Source organism: Sorangium sp. KYC3313, assembly GCF_052075895.1.
Taxonomy (GTDB): Bacteria; Myxococcota_A; Polyangia; order Polyangiales; family Polyangiaceae; genus Sorangium; species Sorangium cellulosum_B.
Window position 1 is genome coordinate 8,705,938 of record NZ_CP197255.1, and the last position, 14,820, is coordinate 8,720,757.

Genomic DNA, 14,820 nt, shown 5'->3' on the forward strand with positions numbered 1-14,820 from the left:
GCACCTGGCGCCTGGCGCCTGGCGCCTGGCGCCTGGCGAGATTCGAGTCTACCGAGCCCGGTCGGCACGGCTATCATCGGGCGGCTCACCGTCATGTCGGAAGAAGGCTTTTTACCGGGCACGATCCTGGCCGGTCGCTATCAGGTCCGCCGAGAACTGGGCCGCGGCGGCATGGGGGTCGTCTATCTCTGCCGCGATCTCGTGATCGACGAGCGCGTGGCCGTGAAGCTGCTCGACCGGCCAGGCGCGGCGGCCCGCCCCGAGGACGCCTGGTGGTTCCAGGAGGAAGCCCGGGCGCTCGCCGGGCTCTCCCATCCGGCGCTCGTCAAGGCCCGCGACTTCGGGGCGCTCACCAACGGGACGCCGTACCTCGTCATGGACGCCGTCCCAGGTCGATCGCTCCACGAGTGGCTCTACCTCGCGCGGCTCGAGGACCCGCTGCCCTGGCCGATCATCTGGAGCGTCATCGACCAGGTGCTCGGCGCGCTGGCGCACGCGCACGCGCGCGGCGTGATCCACGGGGACCTGAAGCCGTCCAACGTCCTCGTCGATCTGCAGCACGGGGGCGAGCCGCCGCTCGTGCACGTGCTCGACCTCGGGCTGGCCTGGCTCATCCAGGACCGGGTCGATCACCGGCTCGACGGCTCCAGGGAGAGCGAGCCCACGGTGCGCTGGGGCGCGGGCACCCCGGGCTGGATGGCGCCCGAGCAGATCCGCTTCGCGGCGCCCCACGTCGGACCGCCGACGGACCTCTACGCGCTCGGCTGCATCCTCTACGCCCTGCTCGCCGGCGGCGAGGTCTACGACGGCAACAACGACGAGCTCCTCCAGCAGCACCGGAGCGCGCCGATCCCGGACCTGCCGCTCCCATCGGCGGTGCCGGGCGACGTCGCGAAGTTCGCGAAGCGGCTGCTCGCGAAGCGGCCCTGGCACCGCTTCGACTTCGCGGGCGACGCGCGGCGGGTGTGGAAGCGGTTCGAGCCGCACAACAACGCGAACGCGACGGCGACGCCGCTGCCGATCGCCCTCTTGACGAGCGGCCGTCTGCCCCCGAGCCGCAAGGAGCTGCTCACGCCCGAGCTCATCGAGCCTCCAGACGACGACCCGCCGCCGTCCGTGACGACCACCGGGCTGCTCGCGCTCCGGCCGAGCCCGTTCGTCGCGCGGACCGGGGAGCGGGGGCGGCTCATGGAGGTCGTGGCCGAGATGGTCGACGCGCCGAAGGCGATGCACCGGTTCGTCCTGCTCGCGGGCGAGGCCGGCGTCGGCAAGAGCCGGCTGGCCGAGTGGCTCTGCGAGGAGGTCCACGAGCGGGCGCTCATGGTGCCGCTCCGCGCGCGCTACCGGCGCATCGCGGCGCCGCTCGACGGCGTGCTCGGCGCGGTGACCCAGCACTACCGGCTGGAGCGGGCCGAGCGCGAGATCGTCGAGAAGGTGCTGATGAACCTCTGGGAGGTCCCGCCGGAGGACGAGGTCGGCAAGACGTGGGTCGCGGCGACCGCCGAGTGGATCAAGCCGTCGCCCCCGGGGAGCGAGGCGGTCGGCCCGACGGGGAAGCGCTTCCGCCTGGATCGCCCCGAGCTCCGCTGGCTGATCATCCGCAAGACGCTGGAGAGGATCGGCCGGGACAGGCCGGTGCTGCTCTGGCTCGACGACCTGCACTACGCCTCGTCGACCACGTTCGAGGGGCTCCTCACGCTCCACCGCGACGCGCCGAACCTCGGCCTCCTCGTCGTGGCGACCGTCAGGAGCGAGGCGGTCGAGTGCGATCCGGTGGCGGCGAGGCGGATCGAGGGGGCGCTCGCGGCCTACGTCGGGGAGCGGCTCGACGTCGCCCCGCTGAACCCCACGCAGACGCACGCGCTGCTCCGGGAGACGCTCCCGCTCGACGACGCGGCGGCCGAGGCGGCGACGGCCCGCAGCAAGGGGAACCCGCTCTTCGCGCTGCAGCTGCTGCACGCGTGGGCGGGCGGCGGGCACCTCCAGCTCCGCGCGGGCAAGTACTTCGTGCCGAGGGCGTCGATGGCCGTGCAGGCGGCGACGACCGCCGACCTCTGGGAAGAGCGCCTCGCGGCGCTGCCCGAGGAGCTCCGCACCGGCGCGCGCGCCGCCGCCGCGCTCGGCGGCGACATCCGGCGCGAGATCCTGCGCGCGCTGCTCACCTCGCTCGATATCTCGGCGGACCGGGCGATCGCGTCCATGCAGCGCGCCCAGATCCTCCTCGCCGTGGGCGATCGCCTGCGCTGGCCGCACGCGCTGCTCCAGGAGCACCTCCTCTCGCAGCTCTTCCTCGAGCCGGACGCGGCCCGCGTGTTCCGCGCCGCCGCCGCCGCCCTCGGGGCGCACCCGGCCGCGTCGAGCCGCCGCATCCTCCGGCACCGGGTGGTCAGCCTCCTGCGCGCCGGCGACACCGACGAGGCCGCGGCGCTCATGCACGCGCACGTGGCGGCGCACTGGCAGAGCTCGCGCGACATCGCGGCGACGCTCCGCGATCTCGCCGTGCTCGACGGCAAGCTGCCCGGCGGGAGCGACTCGCGCCCGGGGCTCCGGGGCGGGGTGGACGCGCGGCCCGTGCTGACGGGGACGCGCCTCGGGACGCAGCTGCGCTTCCGCGCCGAGGCGCTGCGGCTGGCGGGGAGGCTCGACGAGGCGCGGCGCGACGCGGAGGACGCGCGGCGCATCTTCGAGCAAGCCGGCGACCGCGAGAACCAGGCGCACTGCCTGCGCCTGCTCGGGCACATCGCGTCGGACCTCGGCGCGGAGGCGCAGGGCCGGCGGCTCGTGGCGCGGGCGCACGCGATCTTCGACGAGATCGGCCACGGCCACGGGCAGGCGCAGTGCGAGGTGCTGCTCGGCGAGATCGACTACCTGCTCGGCGAGCACGCGCGGGCGCGGGCGGTGCTCGCGTCCGGGGCGTCGCGGTTCATGGAGGTCGGCGATCGGCTCGGCCGGGCGCAGTGCCTGCTGCTGCAGAGCATGGTCGAGCAGGCCGGGGCGACCTCGGAGGCGGCGCGCGCGCTGCTCACGACCGCGCACGCCGACTTCGACGCCATCGGCTACCGGCTCGGGCTCGCGCAGTGCGACCTCGCGCTGTCGCACTCGGACCACCGCGCCGGCAACTTCGAGGCGGCGCGCTCGGGCGCGCTCGCGGCGCGGCAGAGCTTCCGCGACGTCGCGAACCCGCGCGGCGAGGCCGGGTGCGAGCGCCTCCTCTCGATGGTTGCGCTCGACGCGGGCGCGCCGGAGCTCGCCGAGGAGCACGCGCTCGCCGCCGGCAGGCTCTTCGAGCGGCTCGGGGATCCGTGGGGCCTGGTGGAGGCGCGGCTGCTCTTCGCACAGATCGCGCTCCACCGCGGGGAGGCGGAGCTCGCTCGCGAGCACCTGATGGCGTGCGAGGCGGTGGCGCTCGCGGAGGCGGAGCCCCGGCAGCACCGGCACCTGACGCTCGCCTGGCTCGCGTACCACGAGGGGCGCTTCCACGAGGCGGCGCGCGAGCTCGACGCGGCGCGCGCGGCCTTCAAGGACAGCCGCACCGGCGACCACACGCCGCAGCTCCTCGAGCGCTTCGCGCGGATGGGCTGGCCCAAGCCGGCGGGGACGCGGATCAGCGGCTGGATGCGCACGCTCGAGAACACCTGAGGCGGGAGGCCGTCGATAGCTGACGCTCTCACCGGATGCGTCGCCGAGCGGGGCTCACCCGCACAGGAGACGGGTCCAGATCGGCGTTTTCGGCGCGCAGGCGCACTCCCGTGCGCTGAGCACCGAAAACGCCGAGATGGGCCCGTATCCGAAGCGGGTGAGCCCCGCTCAAAGAGGGAGCCAGAAGTCGGGGCCGAAGAGTCGGCGCGCGTCCTCGATGGTGCGGAGGGCGCGCGGCAGATCGAGCCTCGCCTGGTGCTCGGCCAGCTGCACGACGTAGGGGATCCAGAGCGGCCTGCAGACGACGAGCGCGGCGAGGTGGAACTCCGCCGCCTCGGTCTGGCCGAGATCCATCGCCACGCGCGCCAGGAGGCTGTGCACCGGGACGGGCGACCCGAGCGGCGCGATGGCCGTGGCGCAGCGCCGCACGCTCTCCGCGGCCTCCTCGCTGGGGTGCCGCCGGAACTCCTGGAACGTCTCCTCGAGCTCGTGCTCGTCGCTCACCTGCTCCGGCAAGTGCTGCGCGACGAGCGCCTTCCAGTGATCGACGAACGGCAGACCGGCGAGGGCGCTCGAGCTGTCGGCGTGGGCAAGGAGCATATCGGCCTCCTTCCAGTCGCCAGCCTCTCGGGCGAACTCGAGCCCCGAGACGACCCGAGCCTCCTCGTGGAGCCCAGGCTCCTTCGTCAGGAGCCAGCGCTGCCAGTAGAGCGCGCCCCGGAAGGCCACGCGCGCGAGCGGCTCTTTGTCGTCCGCACGCATCTGCAGCGCCATGTCCAGGAGCGCCCCCTTGTGCCGCTGCACGTCGTCGACAACGAGGCTCGCTGGCCAAGCGCAGAGCCCGCACGCCTCCGAGATCATCGCACCCCCCTCGCACCGCCCGAGAGCTGCCTGCCGACAGGCAACGCAGAAGGACCCCCCGCGATACAGACCAACGCTACCACGGCGCCCGCAGCATGCGAGAGGTCGCCGCCAGCGGATGGCAGGCAGACAACATCGACGAAGGCAACGGCGCTCGAATGCCGACCGGGGGGTGGCCCGGACCGCAAGCCTGCTCGGCAGCCGCTGCCTCGTCTCCGGCATCTCCTCCGGGGTCGCGCAGGCCATCGTGACGCTCGGCAGCGACGCGCGGACGCTCGAGACCTTCGGCGCGCTGGAGGACGCCCTGCGCCACGCGCTGGCCATGTCCGGCGCCCGGCTGCCGAGCGCGCGCCGCAAGGCGCGGTAGCGGCGGCCTCGCTACGCGTCGTCGGCCGCGAGCTCGTCGTGGAGCTCCCGGGCGCGCGCCGCGTGGCGCGCCGCCGCGGCGCCCTCGCCCATCGCGGCGGCGTGCGCCGCGGCGCGGTCGTGCGCCGCCGCGGCCGCCCGCAGATCGCCGCCCCGCTCGTAGTGGTGGGCGAGGAGGGCGGCCCCCTCGTCGCGCGCCTCCACGCTCGACGCGCGGTGCTCGATCCAGTCGGCGACGAGCAGGTGGATCCGCCGGCGGATCTTGAGGCTCAGCATCTCGTAGGCGACCTCGCACGTCGCCTGCTCCACGAACACGTACTCGCGCTCGCCGGGGAACGACGCGGGGGAGCGGAGCCGGATCAGCTGGCGCTCGCAGAGGCGCGCGAGCAGCTCGGCGGTGGACGCGCTCCCCCCGTGGCGCACCGAGAACGGCGGATCGAGATCCTGGAGCTCCGCGAGGATGCGCTCGCTCGACATCGGCGAGCGCGCCTGCGGGGCGTCGTTCCGGAGCCGCTCGACAGCGCCCTCCCAGAAGGTCCGACCGACGACCGCGGCCTGCGCGAGGAGGCCGCGCGCGCCTTCGTCGAGGCGGTCGAGGCGCGCCTGGACCACGCCGTGCACCGCCGGCGGCAGGCTCAGCGCGCCGAGCGCGTCGTCACGGACGTGCCACGCGCCGTCCTGGGCCTCGATGACGCCGGCGTCCACGAGGAGGTGGAGGGTCTCCTCCACGGTTCGCGGGTTGCCCTCGGAGCGCTCGGCGATCGCGCGCACGAGCTCGTGGTCGAGCGCGGCGGCGCCGCGGAGCCGATCCCGGATCATCTCCTCCGCGTGCCGCCGCGCGAGCGGCGACGCGTCGACGCGGACGTACGCTTCCTTCCCGACGCCCCAGTCCGGGCGGCGCTCGTAGAGCTCGGGGCGCGCGGTGCACACCATGCAGAGCGGCAGCCCCTCGGCGTTCGCCACGAGCTCCTCGACGAGGTCGAGCGTCGCGTCGTCGGCCCACTGGAGGTCGTCGCACACGATCACCATCGGCGTCCGCTCGAGCGCAAAGGCGACGAGCAGCGCGAGCGCGGAGGCGATCCGGCGCCTCGCCAGCACGCTGCCGCGCGCCGCGGCCTCGAGGAGCCCGGCGGGCGCAGGCCGCGCGCCCAGGATGGCCGCCAGCCGGGCGAGGATCTCCTCGAGGTCGCTCCCCCCGCTCGGCCTCGACAGCGAGGGGGACGGATCGAGCTCGTCGTCGTCCTCGTACCGCGCCGCCCCGGCTCCCCTGCGCCCGCTGACGGTCGAGCTGATCGGCCCTCGGAGCGGGACGGACGACGCGCGGGCCACGATGGGCGACGCGCCCCCGAGCGCGGCGGCCCTGGCCCCCGCGCCGGCGGCCTCCCGCTCGGCGCGGACGCGGGCGCGCGCGGCGCGCAGCCGGATCCAGCGCAGGCCGCGGCGCAGCTTGCGCAGGATGACCTGGGCCGGATCGGCCTCGTGGATCCCGAACCAGCGGCGGAGCAGCGCGCCGGCCAGGCCATAGCTCGAATCCTGCGCGAGCGCCGAGCACTGCGCCGACAGCACGAGCAGCCCCCCGGGCGGCGCGAGCGCGTACCCGCGCTCCGAGGAGGGCGCGCCGCCCCCGGCGCCGCCGTCGCGGAGGCCCGCGAAGAGCTCTGCGAGCATCCGCGTCCGTCCCACGCCGGGCGCGCCGACCAGCGTGATGAGGCGCGGCCGCCGCTCGTGGAAGGCGGTCTCGACGAGATCACACAGGCGCTGCATCTCCGCGCCGCGCCCGACGAGGCGCGTCGAGAGCCCATGGAAATCGGGCGGCACGAGCGCGTGGTGGAGCGGCGCCTCGCCGAGCACGCGGTAGATCGGCGGCGCCGCGCCGTGCGCGGTCGGCGCCGGCGACGCTGGCGACGCCGGCGGCGCCCGGACCGCGCCGGCGCTCGCGGCCGCGTCGAGCGGCTCGACGTGGAAGCGCCCGAGGACGAGGCGGTGGGTGTCGCGGCCGATCACGATCGCGCCGCGCGGCGCGAGCTGCTGCAGGTGCCCCGCGCCGTCGACCGCGTCGCCGATGACGGCGAGATCTTGCCGCGCCGAGCCCCCGACGCCGACGAAGGCCCGCCCCGTCGCGATCCCGAACCGCACCGAGAGGCGGACCGACCGCGCAGCGCGCGGCAGCGTGAGGCGCGGGATCGCGGCCTGCGCGCCGAGCGCCGCGACGATCGCTCGCTCGGCGTCGCTGTCGGTCGAGCGAGGGACGCCGAAGACCGCCATGACGCGCCCGCCGATCGGCCGCTCGACGATCCCGTGCACCTGCTCGACCTGCTCGGCGAGCACCTGATAGCAGCGGTCGACGACGTCCTTGACGTCCTCGGGATCGAGCCGCGACGAGAGCGCGGTCGCCTCGGACAGATCGGCGAACAGGACGGTGCAGACCCGGTGCTCACCGCCCTCGAACGGCAGCGCGGCACGGGTCCGCGGCGAGCCGCGATCGGAGCTCACGCTCCCCCTCATCCCGCTGCTGTCCGGCGCCCGCCACGGCGTCGACGACGGCGGCAGCGACGGCGGCGGTACGGACAGCGCCGGCGGCGGCGGCAGCGGCGGCAGGTGGACGGCGGCGAGGTCGAGCAGCCCGTCATCCGCGTCGTCGTCCGCGTCGCTCGAGCCGAAGGCGGGCGCGCGCAGGGTGTCGCGCGCCACGACGACGACGCTGGAGCGGTGGGCGGCCTCCAGGGCGGCCCACATCTCGCCGAGGTTGTGGAACCGCTGCGCGGGGTTGATCGCGAGCGCGCGGCCGAGCACCGCCTCGACGTCGGCGTTCGCGTTCACCCCGCGGGCGCGGAAGCTCGGCCGGATCGCCTCGTCGCTCGAGGCGACGAAGAGCTGGATGACGTCGCCGCCCGAGAGGGCGGGCTGACCGCTCGCGACCTCGACGAGGATGAGGGCCATCGCATAGACGTCGGTCCACGGCCCCGTCGCGCCGAACCGCGGGCTGAACTGCTCCGGCGCGCCGTACTGCGGCGTGAAGGCGCGGAACGTTCGTCCCGTCTGGACGAGCGCCTCTGCGAACGTCGGCGTCTCGGAGAAGACCTTGGCGAGCCCGAAGTCGAGCACCTTCATGCGATCGCCGAGCAGGAACAGATTGGCCGGCTTGACGTCGCGGTGAGACACGTTCTCGTCGTGGGCGACGGCGAGGGCGGAGGCGACGGGCGCGAGGAGCCGGATCGCGTCGCCGAGGCTCCTCGGCGGGAGCTTCTCGGCGCTGCGGCGCTTGAGATCCTGCTCGAGCGTCTCGCCCTCCAGCCACTCCATGACGATGTACGGCGTCCATGGCCCCTGCGGGGCGGCGGCGGCGCCGATGTCGAGCGCCTGGACGATGCCCATCGTCCGGCGGGAGAGCTGGTGGAGCAGGCGCGCTTCCTCGCGGAACTTGGCGAGGAAGCCGTCCTGCTGGTCAGGGCTTAGACCCGCGGGGATCTTGAGACATTTGACCGCGACCGGCGAATCGAAGCCGAGGTGCCGGGCCCGGTAGACGACGCCGAACGCTCCCTCGCCCGCCAGCGCCTCGACGGCGAACTGGCCGTCGATGATCGACCCCACCCAGCCGAACGGGTCGCTGGCCTGCATCGTTGCCTAGGCTACCTGTTGCGCCGAACCCCGAGCAAGAGAAGCAGCGGCCGCGGGCGAGGGGATGTGCGAGGCGGGGCGCGCGTGGGGCCCCGCCGAACGCGCGGCTCCAAGGGCCATGACGGCCGCGGCGGGCGACTGGCATGGATCCCTCTCCGCTGGCCGGGTCGCGGAGGCAGGAGATGCGAGCTCGACAGCACCGCTCCCCCTACATGCGCGCCATGGAGATGAGCAGCCGCCCCGCGCTGCCGGGCGCGCGCCGCATCGGTTCACCGTCGACCGCCGCGGACGGCGGCGCCATCCTGAACGCATGAACTTCCTGCTTCATCGCCACCTCGCCACGCGCGATCTCGGCTCGGCCGCCGCGGGCGCGGCGGCGATGCTCCCGGACCTCTGGCGCATGGCCGACCGGCGCGTCAGGCCCTCCCGCGCGCCCGATCGCCCCGCTGCCCCGCCGCCCCGCCTCGCCGAGGTGCTGGCCGGCATCGACCACCACGTCGCCGTCGACCGCTGGTTCCACGCCGCCCCCGTCTTCGTCGAGGGCGAACGCCGCCTCGCCGCCGCGTTGCGCGCCGCCTCGCTCGGCGCGCCGCGGCTCGCGCTCTTCGCCCACGTGCTCTGGGAGATGTGCCTCGACGGCGCGCTCGTCCGCAGGACCGGCCTCGCGCCCCTCCTCGACGACCTCCGCGCCGGCCTCGACGCCATCGACGGCGCCCCGACCGAGACCGCGGCCTCGATCCACCACTTCCAGCAGCGCGCCCCCTCCCCCGCCGGCGCCCTCGCCGATCGGGCCGCCTTCGAGTCGCGGCTCCGTCGCATCTGCGACGAGCTCATCCGCGGCCCCTGGATCGCCGGCTACCAGGACGGCGCCGGCCTCGTGCTTCGCCTCGCAGGCGTGCGCGCGCGCTTCGGTATGCCCCCCTTCACCCCGGACCAGCACGCCCGTCTGGCCGCGCTCCTCGACGCCCTCGCCGCCTCCGCAGACGAGGCGCTGACCGACCTCCTCCACACCGCGCCGAAGCACTGAAGCGCCCGCCGCTCCCCTTCATCCAGACGGCGATCGCCTCCCCTATTTATTCATGCACGATGATCGTCGTGCCCTCGCCCAGCTCCTCGCCTGTGTTGATCGCGTGCCATCCGGGCGGCACCGGGGGATCGGTCCACAGGAACACCCGGTGGGCGTCGATGGGCGACAGGTTGATGCAGCCGTGGCTGCGCGGCGTGCCGAAAACGTCGTGCCAGTACGCGGTGTGGAGCGCGTAGCCGCTCGCGAAATACTGGATGTACGGCACGTCCCGGAGGGCGTAGGTCCCCTCGCCGCGGCGCCGCGTCACGCCGTACTCCCCGTCACCCTTCCGCGGGGCCACCTTCTCGCCCGCCGCGGGCTTCGCCGCCGCGCTCGCGCCGGGCTTCTTCGGGGAGCGCTCCTTCGAGGTGCCGCCCTTCTCCGGCCTCGCCCCGCGCGAGGCCGACGGCGCGTCGGCGGTCGTCTCCGCGCGGCCGCCGACGCTCGACGACTCGTTCGAGTCCATCGTCGCCGTGATGTGCTTGTTGCGGATGCGGAAGACGCCGCGCACCGTCGCGGTCGTGGTCTTGGGATCGGCCACCCCGGCCTGGCCGGTCGAGACCAGCGTGGCGTAGATCGGGCGCTTGCCCTCCCAGAGGACGAGCGTCTGGTGCGTGATCGACACCTCGATCCACTTCTCGCCCTTCTCGGCGACCTGCGGCCACGCGGACGGCGCGACCGCGAGCCCGACGTCCAGCTGGCTCACGTACCGCTGATCCCGGGTGCGGTAGTACTTCACGCCCTCGATCCGGCGCATCCTGCCGGTCAGCGGGACGATGTCCCGGAACGGCAGCTCCTTGCCCGGCGTCGCCTTGTCGCCCTGGATCTGGACGTCGCGAGCGCCCCGCGCGCGGACGAAGGCGAGCGGCAGCGTGAGCGCGTCGGTCAGCTCGACGCCGTGCCAGGGAGAGCCGGTGTCGGGCTTGATCTTCGTCGCAGGCGCGAGCCGCAGATCCGTCGTGATCGCGAACCGCCGGCTCAGCGACTCCGGTCCGGTCGCGAACGATCCGATCAGCGAGAGCCCGGTGAAGCGCCGCGCGCGATCGGCGAAGACCGCGTAGTCCGGGACCTTGAAGTCGCTGATGTTGCGGATGAGGCGCTTGCCGCCCTCGAGCCAGAACGGGATCGGGTCGCCGTCCCCCTCCCCGCCGAGCAGCGCGCCCTCGCCGAGCTCGAGCGAGTTCTTCCCCAGACCGAGCTCGCCGAGCTGCTTGCCAGGGAGCGGCACGCCGCGCGCGTCGATCGCCACGTCGTTCGCGCCGAGGATGACCCGCTGCACCGTCGCCTTGTTCTCCTCGAACCACGACAGGTGCTCGTCGAGCTTGAACTCCGATTTGCGCTGCTCCTCGGCGGTGGGGACGCGCAGGTAGAGCGGCAGCACCGCGCGGACGAAGGCGTACCGGTACGGGAGCGCGGTCCTCAGGTTCGGCCCGGGGCCGGCGGCCTTGAGGATCGGGTCGTTCAGGTCGAGCGTCGCGTCCTCGCCCACGCAGAGATAGCCATGGGGCTCGATCGCATACCAGCCGCCCGGACAGCCCGCGGTGCCGGCGGGCTCGGCGGAGCGGGGCACCCTGGAGCCGACGCGCAGGTACCCGAGCTTCTTCGACGTGTCGCGCGGCTCCTTGTAGACGGTCGCCACGAAGGCCGTCACGCCGAGCAGCGGCTTGTCGCTCGGCGGCCACGCGGGCGCCGAGGGCTCCGCGGGCGCGGCCTGCCCGTCGGTCGCCGCGAGCGCCGCGGGGGCCGCGTCGGCGCCCGCGTCGTCGGCCGGGCCCGCCGCCCCCGCGTCCGCGGGCTTGCGACAGCCGCACGCCGCCGCCGTGAGCGCCGCGAGGTGAGCGAGACAGAGAGCGAGGCGCGCCGCGCGCCGCGCACCGTGAGGCTTCCCGGAGGACAGCAGGGCGCCCATGCGGGCGTACTTGCCAAAATCGGCGCGCGACGAAAAGCCCAAAACACGCGGTGGGCGCGCGCAACTAGGCCAGGAGGCCCGGCAGCGCCCCCGTGCAGTACGCGGGGTTGCCGAACGTCGACACGTCCACGCCCATCGCGTTGCACAGCGCGACGAGCAGGTTGTTGTGGGGATCTCCGGCATAGCGCAAAAATCTGCCGGTCCTGAGCGCCCCGCCGGCGCCCCCCGCGATCACGTACGGCATGTCGCGCCGCGAGTGGCTCTGCCCCTCCGAGATGTCCGTGCACCAGAGGACGAGCGTGTTGTCGAGGAGCGTGCCCGTGCCCTCCTGGACGGCGTCGAGCTTCTCGAGCAGGTACGCGAGCTGCTCCGCCTGCCAGCGCCCGATGTCGACGAGCTGCCGCTGCTTCTCCGCGTCGCCGATGTTCGAGTGCGAGAGCGCGTGGTGCGTCTCCGACTGGCCGAGCCACGTGAACACCTTGCCCGCCTGGGTCGCGCTCCACTGGATGGACGCGACCCGCGTGAGATCGCAGGCGAGCGCCATCGCGAGCAGGTCGGTCTGCAGCCGCCCGATCGCCGGGAAGTTGTCGTTTGCGTAGACGTCGAGCGGCTCGCCCAGCGCCGGCAGGGCGCACGCGCCGCCGAGGAGCGCCGGCACGTCGAGCCGCTGCTCGATGTCGTTCAGCGCGTCGAGGTGCTGCTCCAGCTTCCGCCGGTCCTCGCCCCCCAGCTCGCGCGCGAGGGCGCCGTAGTCCTCCATGACGCCGCCGAGCACCCGGCGGCGCAGGACGCGCCGCCGCGCGAGCTCCGCCGGGTCGGCGCTGAGGTCCAGGAACAGGCGGTCGAACGCCGCGCGCGGATCGTCCTCGGGCGGGACCGGCTGGCCCGGGCCGAGGTACGAGAGGCGCGACGAGACGTTGGCGTACTGGACCTGGACGCCGAGCTCGAGCGACGAGAGCTTCGTGCGATCCCCGAGCCTCGCGGCGAGGAACTGGTCGACCGAGACGCCCCCGCCCCAGCCGACCCGCGCGGCCGGGTTGCAGGCGTACGGGAAGAGGGTCCCCTCCTGGAGCTCCGTCCCCGTGAGCGCCTGGCCGATGCCCTGCTGGTGAGAGTCGCCCGGCCCGTGGTGGGCGGACTCCATGTCGATGCCCTCGACGACGAGCAGCTTGTCCCGGTAGGGAGAGAGCGGCGCGAGGATCTCTCCGAGCTCGAACGACGTCTCGGTCCCGGCCGGCTGCCAGGCCTCCTTCACCGTGCCGAGGCCGGTGAAGAAGACGACGAAGCGCTTCGGGAAATCGACGGCGCTCGCCGAGCCGGCCATGGCGTCGAGGAAGGGGAGCGCGAGGGCGAGCCCGCCGGCCCCGCGCAGGAAGGCGCGACGACCGAGGCGCCCCCTCGACGCCCGGCGCTGCGCGGCGCCGCTCACGGCGCCCCCCCTGCGTCCGGCGCCGCGCGGCGGTAGCGGAACGCGTCCGTCTGGGTCAGCGCCACGAGCAGCGCCTTGATGTTGTACCCGCTCTCGGCGAACGCCGCCTGGATCTGGCGCATGCTGCACTCGTCCTCCGCCTGCTCGGCGCGGCCGTAGCCGAAGCGGAACCACTGCGTCGCGACGCACTGGCGCACCTCGTCGCTCTCCGCGAGGCGGTGCGCGAGCTCCACCGCCCCGTCGAAGGGCCCATCGACATCCCGGCTCCCCACGATCTCGCCGCTCGCGTCCACCGGCACGCCCTGGTCGACCTCGCGGTAGCGGCCGATCCCGTCGTAGCGCTCGAACCCGAAGCCGATCGGATCCATGAGCCGGTGGCAACCGGCGCAGCCCGGGTCCTCCGCGTGCCGCTCGAACTGCCGGCGGGTCGGGATCCCTTCCCGCACCGGCGGCGGCTGGATGTCCACGTCGGGCGGCGGCGGCGGCAGGATCTGGCAGAGCAGCCGCTCCCGGACGAACTTGCCGCGGTGGACGGGCGAGGACTGATCCGGCTTCGCGAGCACCGCGAGCACGCTGGCGTGGGTGAGGAAGCCGGCGCGCTGCGCGGGATCGAGCGGCACGACCGAGAGCTCGCCGGGCCCCCCCGCGCCGCCCGCCGCTCCCAGCCCGTAGAACGCGCGGAGCTCGGCGTTCATCAGCGAGTAGGGCGCCGTCAGCAGGGTCGCCACGTCGCCGGCGCCGTCCTCGAACACGACGTGATCGAGGAACGCCTCGGTCTCCGCCCGGAGGAGCGCCGGGAGCCCGGCGTGGAAGCCGGGGTAGACCGCCGGGTCCTTGGTGAGGGTGTCGATGTTCGACAGCTGCAGCCACTGCGCGTGGAAGTTCGCGACGGCGGCGCGGGCGCGCGGATCCTCGAGCATGCGGCGGGCCTGCGCGGCGATCTGCGCCGCGGAGCGGAGCTCCCCCGCGTCGGCCGCTGCGAACAGCGCGTCGTCGGGCATCGAGCTCCAGAGCAGGTACGAGAGCCGCGAGGCGATCTCGTGATCCGAGAGCGCCACCACGCCCTCGCCGGCCGGATCCGGCATGCCGTGCTCGACGCGGTAAAGGAAGTGCGGCGACTGGAGCATCGCCTGGATCACGAGCTCGACGCCGGTCGAGAAGCCGTGTTCGTCGTTCCCGAAGGCGAAGAGCCGCGCGAGCCGCTCGCTCTCCGCGGGCGCGAGGGGACGGCGGAACGCGCGCTTGCCGAGGCGCTCGATGAGCTCCGCGGCGCACGCGTCGGGCCCCTGCACCGCCGGGTCGCACCCCGGAAGGAGCTTCCCGAGATCCTTCGCGGCCCGCGCCGCGATCGCCTCGGAGGCCTTCATGAGCTGCTCGGCGAGGAGCTGCGTGACCCCGAGCGCCGCCGCCTGGTTGTTGAACCCGAGCGCCTCCTCCTCGACCACGAAGGCGTCGGCCGGCGCGCTGTCGTCGCCGAGGAGATCGCGGATCGTGTTATTGTACTCGAAGCGCGTCATCCGCCGGAGCGGCGACGCGCCCGGCCGGATCTCCGCGCAGCGCGGCGCCTCGCCTTCCGCTCCCCCCGCGGCCCCGCCGCCGCGCCCGCCGGAGCACGCGGCGGCCGCCGCCACGACGATCGCGAGCCCGAGAGAGCCGCCGGGGCCGCGCGCCGCGCGGCGGTGCCGTCCTCTTGACCGATCCATCTGCCCTCTCCCCATGGGGGACACGCTGGCCTGCGATGCGGTGCGTCGCGGCGCCGCGTATCGAGCAACGACATGTCTCACATCGCGAGGGCCCGTCAAGGCGCCGAGGACAAGGAAGACGAGGCTCGTCGAACCCCGCGAGTCCGATCGTAGCGGAGTCTCGTAGCTATACTGCGCGTCATCGGAAATGTCGCTCGGCCCTCTAGAAAGACGCTGGATCCAGCCGCGA

At 74.2% G+C, this 14,820-nt stretch carries 9 protein-coding genes; 4 read left to right on the plus strand and 5 right to left on the minus strand.

Going from position 1 to position 14,820, the window contains the following annotated elements:
• Positions 1–93 precede the first annotated feature (93 nt).
• Complete coding sequence (locus ACSRUE_RS33095) at positions 94–3,639, plus strand: protein kinase domain-containing protein (protein WP_441287083.1); 3,546 nt, start codon at positions 94–96, stop codon at positions 3,637–3,639.
• 168 nt (positions 3,640–3,807) lie between these two features.
• On the opposite strand, the gene ACSRUE_RS33100 is transcribed toward ACSRUE_RS33095, so the two are convergent.
• Positions 3,808–4,500, minus strand: a complete 693-nt coding sequence (locus tag ACSRUE_RS33100; protein ID WP_437768208.1) for a hypothetical protein — start codon at positions 4,498–4,500, stop codon at positions 3,808–3,810.
• A gap of 172 nt (positions 4,501–4,672) precedes the next feature.
• Here ACSRUE_RS33100 and ACSRUE_RS33105 point away from each other — a divergent pair, with 172 nt between their 5' ends.
• Entirely contained in the window at positions 4,673–4,867 is a 195-nt protein-coding gene (locus ACSRUE_RS33105; RefSeq protein ID WP_441287084.1) for a hypothetical protein, read from the plus strand.
• A gap of 11 nt (positions 4,868–4,878) precedes the next feature.
• On the opposite strand, the gene ACSRUE_RS33110 is transcribed toward ACSRUE_RS33105, so the two are convergent.
• A complete protein-coding gene (locus ACSRUE_RS33110; protein ID WP_441287085.1) occupies positions 4,879–8,484 on the minus strand; it encodes a protein kinase domain-containing protein in 3,606 nt (1,201 codons plus the stop codon).
• Positions 8,485–8,666: 182 nt separating this feature from the next.
• Here ACSRUE_RS33110 and ACSRUE_RS33115 point away from each other — a divergent pair, with 182 nt between their 5' ends.
• Both ACSRUE_RS33115 and ACSRUE_RS33120 read left to right on the plus strand, forming a co-directional pair.
• Positions 8,667–8,798 carry a hypothetical protein gene (locus ACSRUE_RS33115; RefSeq protein ID WP_437768211.1) on the plus strand — a complete coding sequence of 44 codons (132 nt, stop codon included), beginning with the start codon at positions 8,667–8,669 and terminating at the stop codon, positions 8,796–8,798.
• Positions 8,795–9,511 (plus strand): hypothetical protein, encoded by a 717-nt coding sequence (locus ACSRUE_RS33120; RefSeq protein WP_441287086.1) that lies wholly within the window; start codon positions 8,795–8,797, stop codon positions 9,509–9,511. Before ACSRUE_RS33115 ends, ACSRUE_RS33120 begins: the two co-directional genes overlap by 4 nt.
• 46 nt (positions 9,512–9,557) lie before the next feature.
• Here the strand turns inward: ACSRUE_RS33120 and ACSRUE_RS33125 are convergent, their stop codons facing one another.
• The 3 genes from ACSRUE_RS33125 to ACSRUE_RS33135 form a co-directional block, all read right to left on the minus strand.
• Positions 9,558–11,459: a L,D-transpeptidase gene (locus ACSRUE_RS33125; protein WP_441287087.1), complete on the minus strand. Its 1,902-nt coding sequence runs from the start codon at positions 11,457–11,459 to the stop codon at positions 9,558–9,560.
• Positions 11,460–11,523: 64 nt separating this feature from the next.
• Positions 11,524–12,888 (minus strand): DUF1552 domain-containing protein, encoded by a 1,365-nt coding sequence (locus tag ACSRUE_RS33130; RefSeq protein ID WP_441287088.1) that lies wholly within the window; start codon positions 12,886–12,888, stop codon positions 11,524–11,526.
• The gene (locus tag ACSRUE_RS33135) at positions 12,885–14,591 is read right to left on the minus strand and encodes a DUF1592 domain-containing protein (protein ID WP_441287089.1); all 1,707 of its coding nucleotides are present in this window, start codon (positions 14,589–14,591) and stop codon (positions 12,885–12,887) included. Before ACSRUE_RS33135 ends, ACSRUE_RS33130 begins: the two co-directional genes overlap by 4 nt.
• Positions 14,592–14,820: the final 229 nt, after the last annotated feature.

Excerpts from the sequence above, each read along its gene's own strand:
- ACSRUE_RS33095 (WP_441287083.1), top strand. The coding sequence starts at position 94 with ATGTCGGAAGAAGGCTTTTTACCGGGCACGATCCTGGCCGGTCGCTAT.
- ACSRUE_RS33100 (WP_437768208.1), bottom strand. The coding sequence starts at position 4,500 with ATGATCTCGGAGGCGTGCGGGCTCTGCGCTTGGCCAGCGAGCCTCGTT.
- ACSRUE_RS33110 (WP_441287085.1), bottom strand. The coding sequence starts at position 8,484 with ATGCAGGCCAGCGACCCGTTCGGCTGGGTGGGGTCGATCATCGACGGC.
- ACSRUE_RS33115 (WP_437768211.1), top strand. The coding sequence starts at position 8,667 with ATGCGAGCTCGACAGCACCGCTCCCCCTACATGCGCGCCATGGAGATG.
- ACSRUE_RS33120 (WP_441287086.1), top strand. The coding sequence starts at position 8,795 with ATGAACTTCCTGCTTCATCGCCACCTCGCCACGCGCGATCTCGGCTCG.
- ACSRUE_RS33125 (WP_441287087.1), bottom strand. The coding sequence starts at position 11,459 with ATGGGCGCCCTGCTGTCCTCCGGGAAGCCTCACGGTGCGCGGCGCGCG.
- ACSRUE_RS33135 (WP_441287089.1), bottom strand. The coding sequence starts at position 14,591 with ATGGATCGGTCAAGAGGACGGCACCGCCGCGCGGCGCGCGGCCCCGGC.